Below are 15,544 nucleotides of genomic sequence, written 5' to 3' on the forward strand. Positions count from 1 at the left end.
ACGTTATGACTGACACACCACGCACCATGGCCGAGAAGGTCTGGGCCGACCACGTCGTCGTCGGTGGATCCGGCGAGGAGCCGGACCTGATCTACATCGATCTGCACCTCGTCCACGAGGTCACCAGTCCGCAGGCCTTCGACGGTCTGCGGCTCGCCGGGCGTCCGGTGCGCCGGCCCGATCTGACGCTGGCCACTGAAGACCACAACGTGCCGACGATCGACATCGACAAGCCGATCGCCGATCCGGTCTCGCGCATCCAGGTCGAGACGCTGCGCCGCAATTGCGACGAATTCGGTATCCGGCTCTACCCGATGGGCGACATCGAGCAGGGCATCGTGCATGTCGTCGGTCCGCAATTGGGTCTGACCCAGCCGGGAATGACAATCGTATGCGGTGACAGTCACACGTCCACCCACGGCGCATTCGGCGCATTGGCAATGGGAATCGGCACTTCGGAGGTAGAGCACGTGCTCGCCACCCAGACACTTCCGCTGCGGCCGTTCAAGACGATGGCCGTCAACGTGGACGGGAAACTTCCGGCCGGCGTGACCGCCAAGGACATCATTCTTGCGGTGATCGCGAAGATCGGCACCGGCGGCGGTCAGGGCCACGTCATCGAATACCGGGGCAGTGCCATCGAATCGCTGTCGATGGAGGCCCGGATGACGGTCTGCAACATGAGCATCGAAGCCGGGGCCAGGGCGGGAATGGTAGCACCGGATGCCACGACGTACGAATACCTGCGGGGCCGACCGCATGCGCCGACCGGTGCCCAGTGGGAGGCGGCGCACGCATATTGGGATCAGCTGCGAACCGACGACGGCGCCGAGTTCGACACCGCGGTCTATCTAGACGCCGCATCGTTGACCCCGTTCGTGACCTGGGGCACCAATCCCGGCCAAGGCGTGCCGTTGGGTGCCTCGGTCCCGGATCCCGAGCTGATGACCGATGACAACGAGCGGCAGTCGGCTGAGAAAGCGCTGGCGTACATGGACCTTCGGCCCGGACTCCCGATGCGCGAGATCGCGGTCGACACCGTGTTCGTCGGATCGTGCACCAACGGTCGCATCGAGGATTTGCGCGCAGTCGCTGACATATTGCGGGGCCGAAAAGTGGCCGACGGCGTGCGGATGCTGATCGTGCCGGGGTCGATGCGGGTGCGCGCGGAGGCCGAAAGCGAAGGGCTGGGCGACATCTTCACCACCGCAGGCGCCGAGTGGCGTCAGGCCGGCTGCTCGATGTGTTTGGGGATGAACCCCGACCAGCTCGCACCGGGAGAGCGCTGCGCCGCAACATCAAACCGCAATTTCGAAGGCCGCCAGGGCAAGGGCAGCCGTACGCATTTGGTGTCACCGGCGGTTGCCGCCGCCACCGCGGTGCGCGGGAAGCTCTCCGCCCCGGCCGACTTGAACTGACTGAGGGAGAAATCCAATGGACGCTTTTCATACCCACACCGGCATCGGAGTACCGCTGCGGCGGTCCAATGTGGACACCGATCAGATCATTCCTGCGGTCTATTTGAAGCGAGTGACCCGAACGGGTTTCGACGACGGATTGTTCGCCGCCTGGCGAAACGATCCGTCGTTTGTGCTCAATCTCAGCCCATTTGACAGAGGTTCAGTACTGGTCGCCGGATCCGATTTCGGCACCGGATCCTCACGCGAGCACGCGGTGTGGGCGCTTATGGACTACGGCTTCCGGGTAGTGATCTCGTCACGGTTCGGCGACATTTTTCGCGGCAATGCGGGGAAGGCGGGTCTGTTAGCGGCCGAAGTTGCTCAGGATGATGTCGAACTTCTTTGGAAGCTCATCGAGAGCAGCCCGGGGTTGGAAATCACTGTCAATCTTCAAGATCGGAATGTGTCGGCGGGAACGGTGGTGGTGCCGTTCAAGATTGACGATTACACCGCCTGGCGTCTGCTCGAGGGTCTTGACGACATAGCCCTTACGCTGCGGAAACAGGATCAAATCGAAGTCTTTGAGGCGACGCGGCCGGACTGGAAGCCGAAGACTTTGCCCACCGCCTAACGGCTCGATTGAGTCCGAATTCGAGGCGCCACACGGCCGTATTTGACGGCGGCGCCACCTCCCAAGCGCGGCAAGCGGATTCCTAAAAAATTCGCCAGGAACCATTGAAATTGCGCGTGGCTCTTGGAAATCAGGCACCTGAGGGTTTACCGTGTCCTCTAGTCGGTCCAAAGAGGACCACTAGCTTCGGAGGATTTGCATGAACAAAGCAGAGCTCATCGATGTACTCACAGACAAATTGGGCTCAGACCGTCGGCACGCAACCGCGGCCGTCGAGAATGTTGTCGACACGATTGTGCGCGCAGTGCACAAGGGCGACAGCGTCACCATTACTGGGTTCGGTTTTTTCGAGCAGCGGCGCCGCGCGGCCCGTGTAGCCCGTAACCCCCGCACCGGCGAGACGGTAAAGGTGAAGCCAACCTCCGTACCGGCCTTTCGGCCCGGTGCACAGTTCAAAGCGGTTGTTTCTGGCTCGCAACGTCTCCCGGCGGAAGGACCTGCAGTGAAGCGTGGTGTTGTCGCAAGCGGTGGAGCCAAGAAGGTGGCGAAGAAGACCGCCGCCAAGAAGGTCGCCAAGAAGGCTGCCAAGAAGGCTCCGGCCAAGAAGGCGGCGGTGAAGAAGGCTCCGGCCAAGAAGGCCGCGACCAAACGGGCACCGGCCAAGAAGGCGGCAGCCAAGAAGGTCGTGAAGAAGGCTCCCGCCCGCAAGGCCGCAACCAAGCGGGCGCCGGCCAAGAAGTCTCCGGCCAAGAAAGCAACGGCCCGCCGCGGCCGTCGCTAGACCCAAACCGCATCAAACACAGATTCGCCGCGGAGTCGGCACTTTCGAGTCGCCCCGCGGCGAATCTGCGTGTCAGGACACTAAGTTGGAGGCCAGCGCGCTGCCGATGTGATCGGCAGCGACCAGTCGGCCTTCGGCCAGCGACAGCACCCACGTGCTGCCCTTGCGGTTGCGCGACTTATCCGGGCGCACCCCGTCGCGCTCGCACCACCACGCGATAAGGTCCGGAATCACCTTGCCCTGAGTGCATATCACCGGCGTCCGGTGTGATTCGGCAATCTGCAGCATTCGCCTTCGACCGCGCTTCGGGTTGTCGGCGTAAGCCTCTTCGGTCAGGGTCGGCTCGTTGCTGATCGTGACGCCGAGTTCCTCGGCAAGCGGCTCGACGGTTTGATGGCACCGCACGCGATCCGCCGCATAGACATCGGTAGGACCGAAGCTCGACAGTTGCGCGACGAGTGCCTCGGCCTGCGCACGACCCTTCTTGTCCAAGGGTCGTATTTTGTCGTCGCCGGAGAATCGGGACTTACTACCCGCGGTGCCGTGCCGGACTATCAGAATCGATCGGGTGTCGGCCGGTTCTTTGGCCCACCGACGCAATATTTTTCGGTCGTAGGCATAAGTCACCTTTTTGATCGCTGCCGCGGCGGGCAGCCAGATGAGATCGTCGACTTCATTGTTCGGGGCAAAACTACCGCCGACGCTACGTGCCGACCAGTACTGCACCTTTTTCGTGCGTTGCTCGATCGGATAGCTCACTGTCGCGATCCGGCGGCCGAGCTGTACGTGGTGTCCGGTCTCTTCGAATACCTCACGCACCGCGGTCACCGGCTCGGTCTCGCCAGGGTCGACTTTTCCCTTGGGCAGTGACCAATCGTCATATCGCGGGCGATGAATCACCGCAATTTCCGCAGCGGATTCGCGATGCCCCGGTCGCCACACCACACCTCCCGCCGCAAGAACGATCTTGCTCGACGAGGATTGTGTCGACACCTGAACTCCTGCAGGTTAATTCGAGCCCGTGTGGGCCCTGTGGCGAGAAGTTTGAGGCTCCTCTCAGTTAGGGGCTGCGGTGTCTTTCCATCTGCGAGGCCTGGTGGTCACGGACCGTGTGGCCGGCTCGCGGCAATGCCGTCCACTGCCCTTCCGATCCCAACTCCCAGCAGCGCGTCGCGGGATCCAGCGCCGATTCGAAGATGTCGTTCAGCTGCGCGGTCAGGCGGGGATCTTTGACCTGAGCCAGAACTTCCACCCGCCGATCGAGGTTGCGGTGCATCATGTCGGCGCTGCCGATCCAGAATTCGTCGATGGAGCAGAAGTTGAAGATCCGGGAGTGCTCCAGGAAGCGGCCGAGAATCGAGCGCACGCTGATGTTTTCAGAGAACCCCGGTACGCCGGGGCGCAGCGCACAAATACCGCGCACCACGACTTCGACGCGTACTCCGGCCTGCGATGCGCGGTAAAGCGCGTCGATGACCTGCTCGTCGACAAGGGCATTCATCTTCAAGCGGATGTGCCCGTTCCCGCTTTTTTGATGCGCAGCGATTTCCCGGTCGACGCGTTCGACAATGCCGGCGCGGATGCCGTGCGGGGCGACCAGAAGGTTGCGGTAGGTCAGTTTGCGCGAGTAACCGGTCAGTGAGTTGAACAGATCGGTCAGGTCGGCGCCGATTTCGGGGCTGGCGGTCAGCAGGCCGATGTCTTCATAGAGCCGTGCGGTTTTGCTGTTGTAGTTACCGGTCCCGATATGGCAGTAGCGCCGGATCGTGGAGCCTTCGCGGCGAACCACCAGGCAGGTTTTGCAGTGCGTCTTCAAGCCGACGAGGCCATAGGCCACATGAACACCCGCCTGCTCGAGTGCTCGTGCCCATCTGATGTTGGCCTGTTCGTCGAAGCGTGCCTTGATTTCGACCAGGGCCACGACTTGCTTTCCGGCCGCGGCTGCTTCGATGAGGGCCCGCACGATCGGTGAGTCACCGGATGTGCGATACAGCGTCTGTTTGATCGCCAGCACGTTGGGGTCGGCGGCGGCCAGCTCGATGAATCGTTGCGTGCTCGTCGAGAACGAGTCATACGGATGGTGCACCAGCACGTCACCCTCGCGCAGGGTCGCGAAAATGCTTTTCGGTGTTTCCCGGTCGGCGAATGCGGGACTCGTGGCGGGAACGAACGCGGGATCCTTCAGGGCCGGCCGGTCGACCGCGTAGATCTGCCACAGCGACGAAAGATCAAGCAGCCCTGGCACCTGAATGACGTCGCCGGGATGCACGTCGAGTTCGCGCAGCAGCAGTTCCAGCATGTGCTCGGTCATGTCGTCGGCGACCTCGAGGCGCACCGGCGATCCGAATCGCCGGCGGGCCAATTCGCGCTCGAGCGCCTGCAGCAGATCCTCGTCGCGATCTTCGTCGACCTCGAAATCGGCGTTACGAGTAATCCGGAACGCATGGTGCTCGACGATTTCCAGGCCGGGGAACAGCGCCGGCAGGAACGCCGCGATCAGCTCCTCCATCGGCAGGAAGCGAACCTCCGGCTGGCCGGCCGCGTCGTTGGCGCCTTCCCGGTGATCGAGCTCGACGAAGCGACCGACGTTGTCTGGCACCTTCACTCGCGCGAAGTGCTGGGTGCCGTCGTCGGGTTGCTTGACGGTGACCGCGAGGTTCAGGCTCAGGCCACTGACGAAGGGGAACGGGTGAGCGGGATCGACGGCCAGCGGCGTCAGGACGGGGAAGACCTGCTCAGTGAAGTACGTCGAGAGCCGATCACGTTCGGCCTGGCCCAGATCGGCCCACGTGACGATATGGATGCCTTTTGCGGCCAGCCCGGGCTCCACCGAGTTGAGAAAGACCTCCGCGTGCCGGCTGGCGATGTGCTGGGTCTGCTCGCCGATCCGGCGCAGTTGCTCGCGCGGTGTCAGTCCGTCCGCGGAGCGCACCGAGAGGCCCATCTCGTCGCGCCGCTTCAACCCGGCGACGCGAACCATGTAGAACTCGTCGAGGTTGGAGGCGAAGATCGCCAGGAATTTCGCGCGCTCAAGCAACGGCAGCGAGGCGTCCTCGGCGAGTGCCAGCACGCGGGCGTTGAAGTCCAGCCAGCTCAATTCACGGTTGAGGTAGCGGTCGTCGGGAAGCGGGTTATCGACTGCGGCGGCCGTCGGGGCGGGCGGCGCACCCGGCGCGGAGTCGGCAGTTCGCCACGAGGGGGTCTCGGAGGCGACCGCGGTGTCCTGGGCTTCGATATCAGTCACTCTTGCGATCATTCCCCATCGGTGGGGGGGTGCTGCCACCGACCTGCTAGCTGACATTTGCCGTTGTGGAGCTGTTTACCCCTCGTTACCCGCGCCGGGCTGAGGTGCCTGCGACGGCCCGAGTGGTCGCCGGTCCCATGCCGAGACGGCGCGCGACGGCCAGATCCTCGGGTGTGTCGATGTCGCAACGCAATCCCGGCCAGGCTCCGGTGAGCTCGATTGCGCCCGAATGCCGGTGCTGCGCAGAGGAATCCGGCCCGAATCGTGGGTCGAGAACAACCCCGAACGCGCACAGCGCCGCGGTGCCGGTGCCCGGGCGATCCGCGACGAAACTACGGTCGTACCGACGGGCCGCGGCGATGGCTTCGGCGAGTTCCTGTGTCTGCAATGCCGGCAGATCACCTTGCAACACAACGATATTCGAGATCGACTCGGAAATTGCCCGTTCGGCGGCCGCAAGCGCGTTGTTCAGCGGGTTCGCATGACCTTCCGGGGTCGGATCGGCGAGCACCTCGGCGCCGAGTTCGGCCGCCGCTGCCGCCGCGACGTCGTCGGGCGTGACGACCGTGATGCGCCCAACCGATGCCACCCTCGCCGCGGCGGTGATGGTGTCGACCAGCATGGCCAACACGATGTTCTCCCGCGTCGGGGCGGAGAACATCGGCGCCAGCCTGGTCTTGGCCGCCGCCAGCCGCTTGACGGCGACGATCAAGCCGACGTCGCCCTCGGCGTCGGCGTGGTTGCGGCTCACCGAACCCATCCTGCCAGTGCCGATCACCGGGCGGGCGACGCCAGATTGCCCACCTCCTCCTCAGGCCGTCCCGGCCTGCATCGTCGGGCGGGCTACGGTGAAGCGCCGGGAGTTAGAGCACACTGACGAGACGGGACCAAAGCAGACCATGGCCACCAGGACAGCGGTAATGGGTGCCGGCGCGTGGGGGACCACGCTCGCCAAGCTGCTGGCCGACGCGGGCGGCGAGGTCACGCTGTGGGCGCGGCGTTCCGATGTCGCCGAGGAAATCAACTCCAGTCGGCACAACTCCGAGTACCTGCCCGGCGTGCCGCTGCCGGACGGGATCCGCGCTACTGCTGATCCGGCGGAGGCATTGAACGGTGTGACCACAGCGCTACTGGCTGTGCCGGCGCAGACGATGCGGACCAACCTGGAGCATTGGGCGGGCCTGTACGGCGCGGGTGTCACCCTGGTCAGCGCAGCCAAGGGTATCGAGCTGGGCACATTGATGCGGATGAGCCAGGTCATCATCGACGTGACGGGTGTCGACCCGTCGCAGGTCGCGGTCATTTCCGGGCCGAACCTGGCCAGCGAGATCACCGCCGGGCAACCCGCTGCCACCGTTATCGCCTGCAGCGATTCCGGTCGCGCGGTCGCCTTGCAGCGCATGCTGAACACCGGTTTCTTTCGGCCCTACACCAATGCCGATGTCATCGGCACCGAGATCGGCGGTGCGTGCAAGAACGTCATCGCGCTGGCCTGCGGGATGGCGGCCGGAGTCGGCCTGGGAGAAAACACCGCGGCGGCGATCATAACTCGCGGTCTGGCCGAGATCATGCGGCTCGGAATCGCCGTGGGCGCCAAAGGCACAACGCTGGCGGGCCTGGCCGGGGTCGGCGATCTGGTGGCCACCTGCACCTCACCCCGGTCACGCAACCGCAGCTTCGGCGAAAGTTTGGGCCACGGCGAGACGTTGGAGTCTGCGCTGCGGGCGCCGGGTGGGCACGTCGTCGAGGGGGTGACGTCCTGCGAGTCGGTGTTGGCCCTGGCCACGAGTTATGACGTCGAGATGCCACTGACCGACGCGGTTCACCGCGTCTGTCACAAGGGGCTATCCGTGACTGAAGCGGTGGCACTGCTGCTCGGACGCAGCACCAAGCCGGAATGAGCTCGTAACCAGCATCGCGGCGCCAGACGGTAGCCTCTCTAGGTTGTGAACGCCCGTTTGCCGTCCAGGACGCCCGATCAAGGCCGCGTCCGGGTCGCTGTCGTCTTCGGTGGACGCAGCAACGAGCACGCCATTTCGTGTGTCTCGGCAGGCAGTATTTTGCGCAACCTGGATCCGGAGCGGTTCGAGGTCGTTGCCGTGGGCATCACCCCGCAAGGCTCGTGGGTGCTCACCGACGGGGACCCCGACGCGCTGGCGATCGCCAACCGGCAGCTGCCCGGGGTGAGTTCCGAATCAGGCACCGAGCTGGCGCTGACCGCGGATCCCGGTCGCGGCGGTCAACTGGTTTCGCTGTCACCCGGCGGGGCCGAGGTGCTGGCATCGGTCGACGTGGTCTTCCCGGTCCTGCACGGACCATACGGGGAAGACGGCACCATCCAGGGATTGCTCGAGCTCGCCGGTGTCCCGTATGTCGGCGCCGGGGTGCTGGCCAGCGCGGCGGGAATGGACAAGGAATTCACCAAGAAGCTGCTGTTGGCTGAGGGACTTCCGATCGGCGAGTACGCGGTGCTGCGGCCCTCGGATCCCGCACTTGATGCCAAACAGCTTGACCGACTTGGGTTTCCGGCCTTCGTCAAACCAGCGCGTGGCGGCTCGTCGATCGGCGTCAGCCGGGTGGCCAACCCGCAAGACCTGCCCGCGGCGATCGCCCACGCGCGTCAGCACGACCCGAAGGTGATCGTCGAGTCCGCGATCGTCGGCCGCGAATTGGAATGTGGCGTGCTCGAATTCCCAGATGGCACCGTCCAAGCCAGCACCGTCGGCGAGATTCGGGTAGCCGGAGTCCGCGATCGGGAGGATTCTTTCTACGACTTCGCGACCAAATACCTCGACGATGCTGCCGAACTCGACGTGCCCGCCAAGATCGACGACGACGTCGGCGATGCGGTGCGCGAGTTGGCGATTCGGGCGTTCAAGGCCATCGACGGCCGGGGCCTGGCGAGGGTGGACTTCTTCCTGACCGAGGATGGCCCGTTGATCAACGAGGTCAACACCATGCCCGGATTCACCACGATCTCGATGTATCCCCGGATGTGGGCCGCCAGCGGCGTCGACTATCAAACCTTGCTGGCCACCATGGTCGACACCGCGCTGTCGCGGGGGATGGGTCTGCGCTAGTTGCCGGGCGACGGGCTGCTGGCTCGCGCCGGCACGATCCGGTCGATCAGCTCGGAGAGCTGCTGAATCGGCGCCGGTCCGGAACCCTGCGGCAGCGTGAGCGCCACGTAGACACCTCGATCGACGGTGTACCAGGTGGATCGCTGATCCTGGCCGACTTGGAACCACTGCACCCGGTCGACCATCTCGGTCGGCGAGCCGACGACGAAGTCGGCGGGACGGTCGATGCCACACCGCAGCACCACTGGATCTCCCGCGCCCGCAGGCTGCCAGGCGGCGGCGCCGATCGGAGCCGGCTGCGCCAGAGCGGCCCGGGTGTAGTCGCCGAGTCGCGGCGGCAATGCGTCGGCCAGCTTTTGGCAGGCGGCATCGTGCGCATGCGGCGCCGGCACGGCGGCCAGGACCACCGGCGCCGTTCGGTGGCGGGTCGCCGCGATAGCCAGGAAGACGACCACGGAACCGATCGCCAGGACCAGGGCGGCGATCAGCGCCGCGCGCGGCGGGCCGTCGGAGTGCGCCATTACCTCACCCTCTGCTCGAAGTCAGCGCAGTAGAACCTACCGTTGTTCGCAGACCGGCGATCATCGAGGAGGTGGCGTGAGCGGCGGAGAGTTCGATGGCACCCTCGGCGAGATCGGCGAGTTCGAGGTGATCGACCGGCTGACACGGGGCCGGCCCGAGTCAGCCGATGTCGCCCTGGGGCCCGGCGACGACGGCGCCGTGGTGTTGGCCGCCGATGGGCGCGTAGTGGTGTCGACGGACATGCTCGTGGAGGGCAGGCACTTCCGGCTGGACTGGTCGACACCGCATCACGTCGGCCGTAAAGCCCTGGCGCAGAACGCCGCCGACATCGAGGCGATGGGTGCACGGGTGACTGCGTTCGTCGTCGGCTTCGGTGCGCCGCCCGAAACTCCTGCCGCACAAGTTAATGCGCTGGCGGACGGGATGTGGGAGGAAGCCGCGCGGGTCGGCGCGAGCATCGTCGGGGGAGACCTGGTGGGTAGCCCGCAGTGGGTGGTGTCGGTGACCGTACTCGGTGATCTGGCCGGCCGCGGGCCGGTGCTGCGATCCGGTGCGCGGGCCGGCTCACAGCTCGCCGTCGCCGGTCAACTGGGGCTTTCTGCCGCCGGATATGAGTTGTGGCGCAATGGCATTGAGCGATTCGACGAGCTGCGACAGCGTCACCTCGTACCGCAGCCGCCGTACGGACAGGGTCGAGTGGCGTCTGAGGCCGGCGCCCAGGCGATGATCGACATCTCCGACGGCTTGGTCGGTGATCTCCGTCATGTTGCCGAGGCATCCGGCGTCGCCGTCGACCTGAGCACCGAGGCGCTGAGCGCCGACCAAGAGAGATTGACGGGCGCCGCCGACGCCGTCGGTGTCGACCCGTGGGACTGGGTGTTCGGCGGCGGAGAGGACCATGCTCTGGTCGCGGCATTCGCCGGCCCGGTTCCCGCGGAATGGCGCGTGATCGGACGTGTGCTCGACGGGCCGGCGGCGGTGCTCGTCGACGGTGCGCCATGGCGCGGTTATGCGGGGTGGCAGTCGTTCGAGTCGCTAGGGTGACCCGGTGACCGTCTACGCGATCGCCCAGTTGCGGTTCACCGACCGCGCCGCCTACGACCGATACCAGGCGCGATTCCTCGACGTGTTCCGCCGTTTCCGCGGAATGTTGCTGGCGGCTGACGAGCAACCACAGATCGTCGAGGGCAGCTGGGATCGGCACAAGGTGGTCCTGATGTCCTTTCCCGACGAAGCGGAATTCCGGTCATGGTCGGAATCTGCTGAATACCAAGAGATTTCGCAAGACCGCAAAGCAGGTGCAGACACCGTCGTAGTCCTGGTGAAGGGGCTGGCGTGACGGCGCGGCCGCTGCGGGAACTCCTCGACGACGGCTGGGCGGCGGCATTACAGCCGGTCGAAGAGCAGGTTGCCACGATGGGCCAGTTCCTGCGAGCGGAGATCGCCGCCGGCCGCGGATATCTACCGGCCGGTGAAAATGTATTGCGCGCCTTCACCTTTCCGTTCGACAAGGTGCGGGTGCTGATTGTGGGTCAGGACCCGTATCCGACGCCCGGACACGCTGTCGGCCTGAGCTTCTCGGTGGCAGCCGATGTGCGGCCGCTGCCGCGGAGTCTGGAGAACATTTTCGCCGAATACGGGAACGACTTGGGCTTTCCCGCGCCGTCCTGCGGCGATCTGACCCCCTGGGCGCAACGCGGGGTGCTGCTGCTCAACCGAGTGCTCACCGTCCAGCCGGGCAATTCGGCATCTCACCGCGGCAAGGGCTGGGAGGCGGTCACCGAGTGCGCGATTCGCGCCCTGGCGGATCGCGGACAACCGATGGTGGCCATTCTGTGGGGCCGCGATGCGTCCACGCTCAAGCCGATGCTGACCGGCAGTGACTGTCTGTCGATCGAATCACCACATCCTTCGCCGTTATCGGCGTCGAGGGGATTCTTCGGCTCGCGTCCGTTCAGTCGCGCAAACGAACTGCTCGCGCAGATGGGTGCCGAGCCGATCGACTGGCAACTGCCTTAGGGACTGTAGACCGATGGGCCGCCCTGGCGGTGTGGTGGCTAACTAGCCGCGGACGATCTTGCCGGCCTTGATGCACGAGGTGCAGACATTGATGCGGTGCTTATTGCCGCCGGGACGGGTGGAAACGCGCACGCTCTGGATGTTCGGATCCCATCGACGACTGGTCCGGCGATGGGAGTGCGACACCGACTTGCCGAAGCCGGGGCCCTTCCCGCAGATATCGCAGACGGCAGCCATACGTGAAACTCCTCAGACTCTGGGGCCAACGACCTTACGGGTGGCCCGGCGACCTGCCAAGAATAGCTGCCGCCGGGCAGAACTGCCAAAACGATCAACAATCGGCGGGTGTCATGTGACCAGTGCTGTCGTTCTCAATGGATAGGCTGGCGCCCACCAATGGCGGCGTCAGGAGGTGAGCCGGGTGGGGTCGGGGCTGGTTGGGTCGGAGCGCGCGCTGGATGCGCCCGCTTTGCGTGACTGGGCGCACACCTCCGTCGGCGACCTGATCACCCACATCGACGAGATCAACCGGCTCAACGTGTTCCCCGTTGCCGATTCCGACACGGGGGTGAACATGCTGTTCACCATGCGCTCGGCCCTGGCCGAGGCCAACACCCACGGGAAATCCGACGATCTGGTCAAGACTGCGGCCGCTCTCTCCGCGGGAGCGCTGAACGGCGCACGAGGCAACTCCGGAGTGATTCTGTCCCAGATCCTGCGGGGAATTGCCGACGTCACCGCCCGTGCCGCCGCCGACTCCGGTGGCGAACTACGCCAGCTCGATGCGGCGCTGCTGGGAGCGGCATTGCACCGCGGGGTCGAGCTGGTGGTCGCCTCGATGGGTGGCCAGGAGATCCCGGGAACGATCGTCTCGGTGCTGAAAGCCGCAGGTGAGGCGGTCGAGAGCGCCGCGAGCGCCGGTGGGGACCTGCCGCACGCGGTCACCGCGGCCGGTGATGCCGCGGTGGTCGCGCTGGAGAAGACTCCGGAGCAGCTCGACGTGCTGGGTGAGGCGGGGGTAGTTGACGCCGGCGGGCGCGGTCTGGTGGTTCTGCTCGACGCGCTGCGCTCGACAGTCACCGGGCAGGCACCGAGCCGGAAGGTCTACGAGCCGGCGCCGCGCCGGCCGGTGCCCGACATCACCACCCACGCCCCGGCGCCCCAATTCGAGGTGATGTACCTGCTCGGGGGGTGTGACACCGATGGAGCCGACTTGTTGCGCGAGCGGCTCGATGAGCTCGGTGAGTCGGTGGCCATTGCGACCTCCGGCGTTGTCGGCGGCTACTCGGTCCACGTCCACACCGACGATGCCGGCGCGGCTATCGAAGCGGGCCTGGCTTTCGGCGACCCACGACGCATCCAGATATCGATGCTGACCACTGGCACCGGCGGACTGCCCCCGGGCAGCTGGACGCGGGAACGGGCCGTGCTCGCGGTCGTCGACGGCGACGGGGCGGCCGAGTTGTTCGGCGGGGAAGGCGCGTGCGTGCTGCGGCCCGACCCGCTGGCCGACGACCCGACGACGGTGATCACCGCTCAGCAGCTGCTGCGTGCGGTCGTCGATACCGGCGCCGCGCAAGTGATGGTGCTGCCCAACGGCTACGTGCTGGCCGAAGAACTGGTGGCCGGGTGCACCGCGGCCATCGGGTGGGGCATCGACGTGGTGCCGCTGCCCACCGGATCGATGGTGCAGGGGCTGGCCGCGCTCGCGGTACACGAACCCGGCCGGCAAGCTGTCAACGACGGCTACACCATGGCGCGGGCTGCCGGCAGCGCCCGGCACGGCGCGGTGCGCGTCGCGACCGAGACGGCGTTGACGTGGGCGGGCACCTGTGAACCGGGCAACGGGCTTGGCATTGCCGGCGACGAGGTGCTGATCGTGGCACCCGACGTCGCGTCGGCCGCGACCGGCCTGATCGATCTGCTGCTGGGCGCCGGTGGCGAGCTGATCACCGCGCTCGTCGGTGCGGGCATCGACGAGGATTCCGTCGAGTCGGCGCTGCGCGCGCACGTCCACGACCATCACCCGGGCAGCGAACTGGCGATCTATCGCACCGGACACCGCGGCGACGTGCTGCTGATCGGGGTCGAGTAGCCATGGTGGCGCTCAGCGATCGCCTGGATTACATTGTCGGCGCCAAAGCCGCGGGCCCGCTCGACGAGGTGTTCGGCATCCGCACGGTCGACGACCTGCTCCGCCACTACCCGCGCAGTTACGTCGAAGGCACTTCCGTCCGAGGCACCGACGATGAACAACCGCCCGAGGGTGAACACGTCACCCTCGTCGACGAGATCACCGACGCAGCGTTGATTCCGATCAGAAACCGCCCCCGGGACAAGCTGTTTCGCGTCACCCTCGGCTCCGGTCGAGGCAAAGTCACCGCAACCTTCTTCCATCCCAAGAAATGGATCACCGACCAGCTGACCAAGGGCACCCGCGTCATGCTTTCCGGCGAGGTCGGGTATTTCCGCGGCGCCATGCAACTCACCCATCCGGACTTCCTGGTGCTCGACGCCGCGGACGGACGCAACCGCGGCAGTCGGTCGCTGAAGATGATCGCCGATGCCTCGCAGGCGGTGAGCGGGGAAGTGCTGCAAGAGGCGTTCGAGCGCACCTTCTACCCGATCTATCCGGCCAGCACGAAGGTGCAGAGCTGGGACATCTTCAACTGCGTGCGGCAGGTACTCGAGGTGCTCGATCCGGTGCACGATCCACTGCCCGAAAAACTTTGTGCCGCCTATAATCTGGCGTCCGAGGACGCGGCGCTGCGCGCCATCCACCTGGCCGAAAACGACGCCGACCGGCGACGAGCCCGTGAGCGGTTGACCTTCGACGAGGCCGTCGGATTGCAGTGGGCGCTGGTCAGCCGACGCCACGGCGAACTCGCCCAATCCGGACCCGCGGCGCGGCCGAAAAAGGGTGGTCTCAAGCAGGAACTTCTGCAGCGCTTGCCCTTCGAATTGACCGTCGGCCAGCGTGAGGTGCTGGAAGTGCTGTCTGCCGAAATCGCGGCGAATCGGCCGATGAACCGGCTGTTGCAGGGCGAAGTGGGTTCGGGCAAGACCATCGTCTCGGTGTTGGCGATGCTGCAGATGGTCGACGCCGGATATCAATGCGCGTTGCTGGCTCCCACCGAAGTCCTTGCTGCACAGCATCTCCGGTCGATCGGCGATGTGCTCGGGCCACTGGCGATGGGCGGCCAGTTAGGCGGGGACGACAACGCCACCCGGCTGGCGCTGCTGACCGGATCGATGTCGCAGGCCCAGAAGAAGCAGGTCCGGGCCGAGATCGCCGGCGGCGAGGTCGGCATCGTCGTCGGCACGCATGCGCTGCTGCAGGACGCGGTCGAGTTCCACAAGCTCGGCATGGTGGTCGTCGACGAGCAGCACCGCTTCGGGGTCGAACAACGAGATCAGTTGCGCGCCAAGGCACCTGCCGGAATCACGACGCATCTGCTGGTGATGACCGCCACCCCGATACCACGGACCGTGGCGCTGACCGTCTTCGGCGACCTCGAAACGTCAACGCTGCGTGAGCTTCCCCGCGGCAGGCAGCCGATTACCACTACTGCGATCTTCGTCAAGGAAAAACCCGCCTGGCTGGACCGGGCCTGGCATCGCATCATCGAGGAAGTCCGCGCAGGCCGGCAGGCTTACGTGGTGGCCCCGCGAATAGACGAGTCCGACAGTGGCGGCCCGAGCGAGGGCGACCAAAGGCCCTCGGCGACAGTCGAAGAGCTCTATGCCCGGTTGGGCAGCGATCAGCTGGCCGGCCTACGGCTCGGGCTCATGCACGGGCGGTTGAGCGGCGATGAGAAGGACGCCGTGATGGCCGCATTTCGTGCCCGCGAGATCGACGTTCTGGTG

The 15,544-nt window shown here is 65.7% G+C and carries 14 protein-coding genes and 1 pseudogene; 10 read left to right on the forward strand and 5 right to left on the reverse strand.

Features of this window, described 5'->3' with window-relative positions; translation table 11 throughout:
• The 3 genes from leuC to WAO18_RS02025 form a co-directional block, all read left to right on the forward strand.
• Positions 1-1,418: 3-isopropylmalate dehydratase large subunit (gene leuC, locus WAO18_RS02015; RefSeq protein ID WP_422203443.1), on the forward strand; the 1,418-nt coding region annotated here is incomplete at its 5' end.
• Between the two features lie 16 nt (positions 1,419-1,434).
• Complete coding sequence (leuD, locus tag WAO18_RS02020; protein ID WP_422203444.1) at positions 1,435-2,031, forward strand: 3-isopropylmalate dehydratase small subunit; 597 nt, start codon at positions 1,435-1,437, stop codon at positions 2,029-2,031.
• A gap of 199 nt (positions 2,032-2,230) precedes the next feature.
• Positions 2,231-2,812 (forward strand): HU family DNA-binding protein, encoded by a 582-nt coding sequence (locus WAO18_RS02025; protein WP_422203445.1) that lies wholly within the window; start codon positions 2,231-2,233, stop codon positions 2,810-2,812.
• Positions 2,813-2,884: 72 nt separating this feature from the next.
• Here the strand turns inward: WAO18_RS02025 and WAO18_RS02030 are convergent, their stop codons facing one another.
• The 3 genes and pseudogenes from WAO18_RS02030 to cofC all read right to left on the reverse strand — a co-directional run bounded on the left by WAO18_RS02030 (position 2,885) and on the right by cofC (position 6,816).
• Complete coding sequence (locus WAO18_RS02030; protein WP_422203447.1) at positions 2,885-3,805, reverse strand: NUDIX hydrolase; 921 nt, start codon at positions 3,803-3,805, stop codon at positions 2,885-2,887.
• A gap of 67 nt (positions 3,806-3,872) precedes the next feature.
• Positions 3,873-6,075 (reverse strand): annotated as a pseudogene (locus WAO18_RS02035) (RNA degradosome polyphosphate kinase).
• Between the two features lie 66 nt (positions 6,076-6,141).
• Entirely contained in the window at positions 6,142-6,816 is a 675-nt protein-coding gene (gene cofC, locus WAO18_RS02040) for a 2-phospho-L-lactate guanylyltransferase (protein WP_422203449.1), read from the reverse strand.
• 139 nt (positions 6,817-6,955) lie between these two features.
• Here cofC and WAO18_RS02045 point away from each other — a divergent pair, with 139 nt between their 5' ends.
• Both WAO18_RS02045 and WAO18_RS02050 read left to right on the forward strand, forming a co-directional pair.
• Entirely contained in the window at positions 6,956-7,957 is a 1,002-nt protein-coding gene (locus WAO18_RS02045; RefSeq protein ID WP_422203451.1) for an NAD(P)H-dependent glycerol-3-phosphate dehydrogenase, read from the forward strand.
• 57 nt (positions 7,958-8,014) lie between these two features.
• Complete coding sequence (locus WAO18_RS02050) at positions 8,015-9,136, forward strand: D-alanine--D-alanine ligase family protein (RefSeq protein WP_422203463.1); 1,122 nt, start codon at positions 8,015-8,017, stop codon at positions 9,134-9,136.
• Here WAO18_RS02050 and WAO18_RS02055 read toward each other — a convergent pair.
• The gene (locus WAO18_RS02055; RefSeq protein ID WP_422203453.1) at positions 9,133-9,657 is read right to left on the reverse strand and encodes a DUF3515 domain-containing protein; all 525 of its coding nucleotides are present in this window, start codon (positions 9,655-9,657) and stop codon (positions 9,133-9,135) included. The genes WAO18_RS02050 and WAO18_RS02055 overlap by 4 nt on opposite strands.
• A gap of 76 nt (positions 9,658-9,733) precedes the next feature.
• Between WAO18_RS02055 and WAO18_RS02060 the strand changes: the two genes are divergently transcribed.
• The 3 genes from WAO18_RS02060 to WAO18_RS02070 are packed head-to-tail and all read left to right on the forward strand — an operon-like array spanning position 9,734 to position 11,677.
• On the forward strand, positions 9,734-10,702 hold the full coding sequence (locus WAO18_RS02060; protein WP_422203454.1) for a thiamine-phosphate kinase: 969 nt from the start codon (positions 9,734-9,736) through the stop codon (positions 10,700-10,702).
• Positions 10,703-10,706: 4 nt separating this feature from the next.
• Positions 10,707-10,997, forward strand: a complete 291-nt coding sequence (locus WAO18_RS02065) for a DUF1330 domain-containing protein (RefSeq protein WP_422203456.1) — start codon at positions 10,707-10,709, stop codon at positions 10,995-10,997.
• Positions 10,994-11,677: a uracil-DNA glycosylase gene (locus tag WAO18_RS02070; RefSeq protein WP_422203458.1), complete on the forward strand. Its 684-nt coding sequence runs from the start codon at positions 10,994-10,996 to the stop codon at positions 11,675-11,677. The genes WAO18_RS02065 and WAO18_RS02070 overlap by 4 nt, the downstream gene beginning before the upstream one ends.
• Before the next feature lie 42 nt (positions 11,678-11,719).
• Here the strand turns inward: WAO18_RS02070 and rpmB are convergent, their stop codons facing one another.
• Positions 11,720-11,914, reverse strand: a complete 195-nt coding sequence (gene rpmB, locus WAO18_RS02075; protein ID WP_422203459.1) for a 50S ribosomal protein L28 — start codon at positions 11,912-11,914, stop codon at positions 11,720-11,722.
• Positions 11,915-12,131: 217 nt separating this feature from the next.
• Here rpmB and WAO18_RS02080 point away from each other — a divergent pair, with 217 nt between their 5' ends.
• Together WAO18_RS02080 and WAO18_RS02085 are read left to right on the forward strand one after the other, a co-directional pair.
• On the forward strand, positions 12,132-13,772 hold the full coding sequence (locus WAO18_RS02080) for a DAK2 domain-containing protein (protein WP_422203464.1): 1,641 nt from the start codon (positions 12,132-12,134) through the stop codon (positions 13,770-13,772).
• A 2-nt stretch (positions 13,773-13,774) separates the two neighbouring features.
• Positions 13,775-15,544 (forward strand): ATP-dependent DNA helicase RecG (locus tag WAO18_RS02085; RefSeq protein ID WP_422203461.1); only part of this gene is annotated, 1,770 nt, incomplete at its 3' end.

Origin of the sequence: Mycobacterium sp. (genome assembly GCF_049278535.1) — a bacterium.
Classification (GTDB): Bacteria; Actinomycetota; Actinomycetes; order Mycobacteriales; family Mycobacteriaceae; genus Mycobacterium.

Bases quoted from the DNA above. Each gene is read 5' to 3' on its own strand.
- WAO18_RS02025 (WP_422203445.1), top strand. From the start codon at position 2,231: ATGAACAAAGCAGAGCTCATCGATGTACTCACAGACAAATTGGGCTCA.
- WAO18_RS02045 (WP_422203451.1), top strand. From the start codon at position 6,956: ATGGCCACCAGGACAGCGGTAATGGGTGCCGGCGCGTGGGGGACCACG.
- cofC (WP_422203449.1), bottom strand. From the start codon at position 6,816: ATGGGTTCGGTGAGCCGCAACCACGCCGACGCCGAGGGCGACGTCGGC.
- WAO18_RS02055 (WP_422203453.1), bottom strand. From the start codon at position 9,657: ATGGCGCACTCCGACGGCCCGCCGCGCGCGGCGCTGATCGCCGCCCTG.
- leuD (WP_422203444.1), top strand. From the start codon at position 1,435: ATGGACGCTTTTCATACCCACACCGGCATCGGAGTACCGCTGCGGCGG.
- rpmB (WP_422203459.1), bottom strand. From the start codon at position 11,914: ATGGCTGCCGTCTGCGATATCTGCGGGAAGGGCCCCGGCTTCGGCAAG.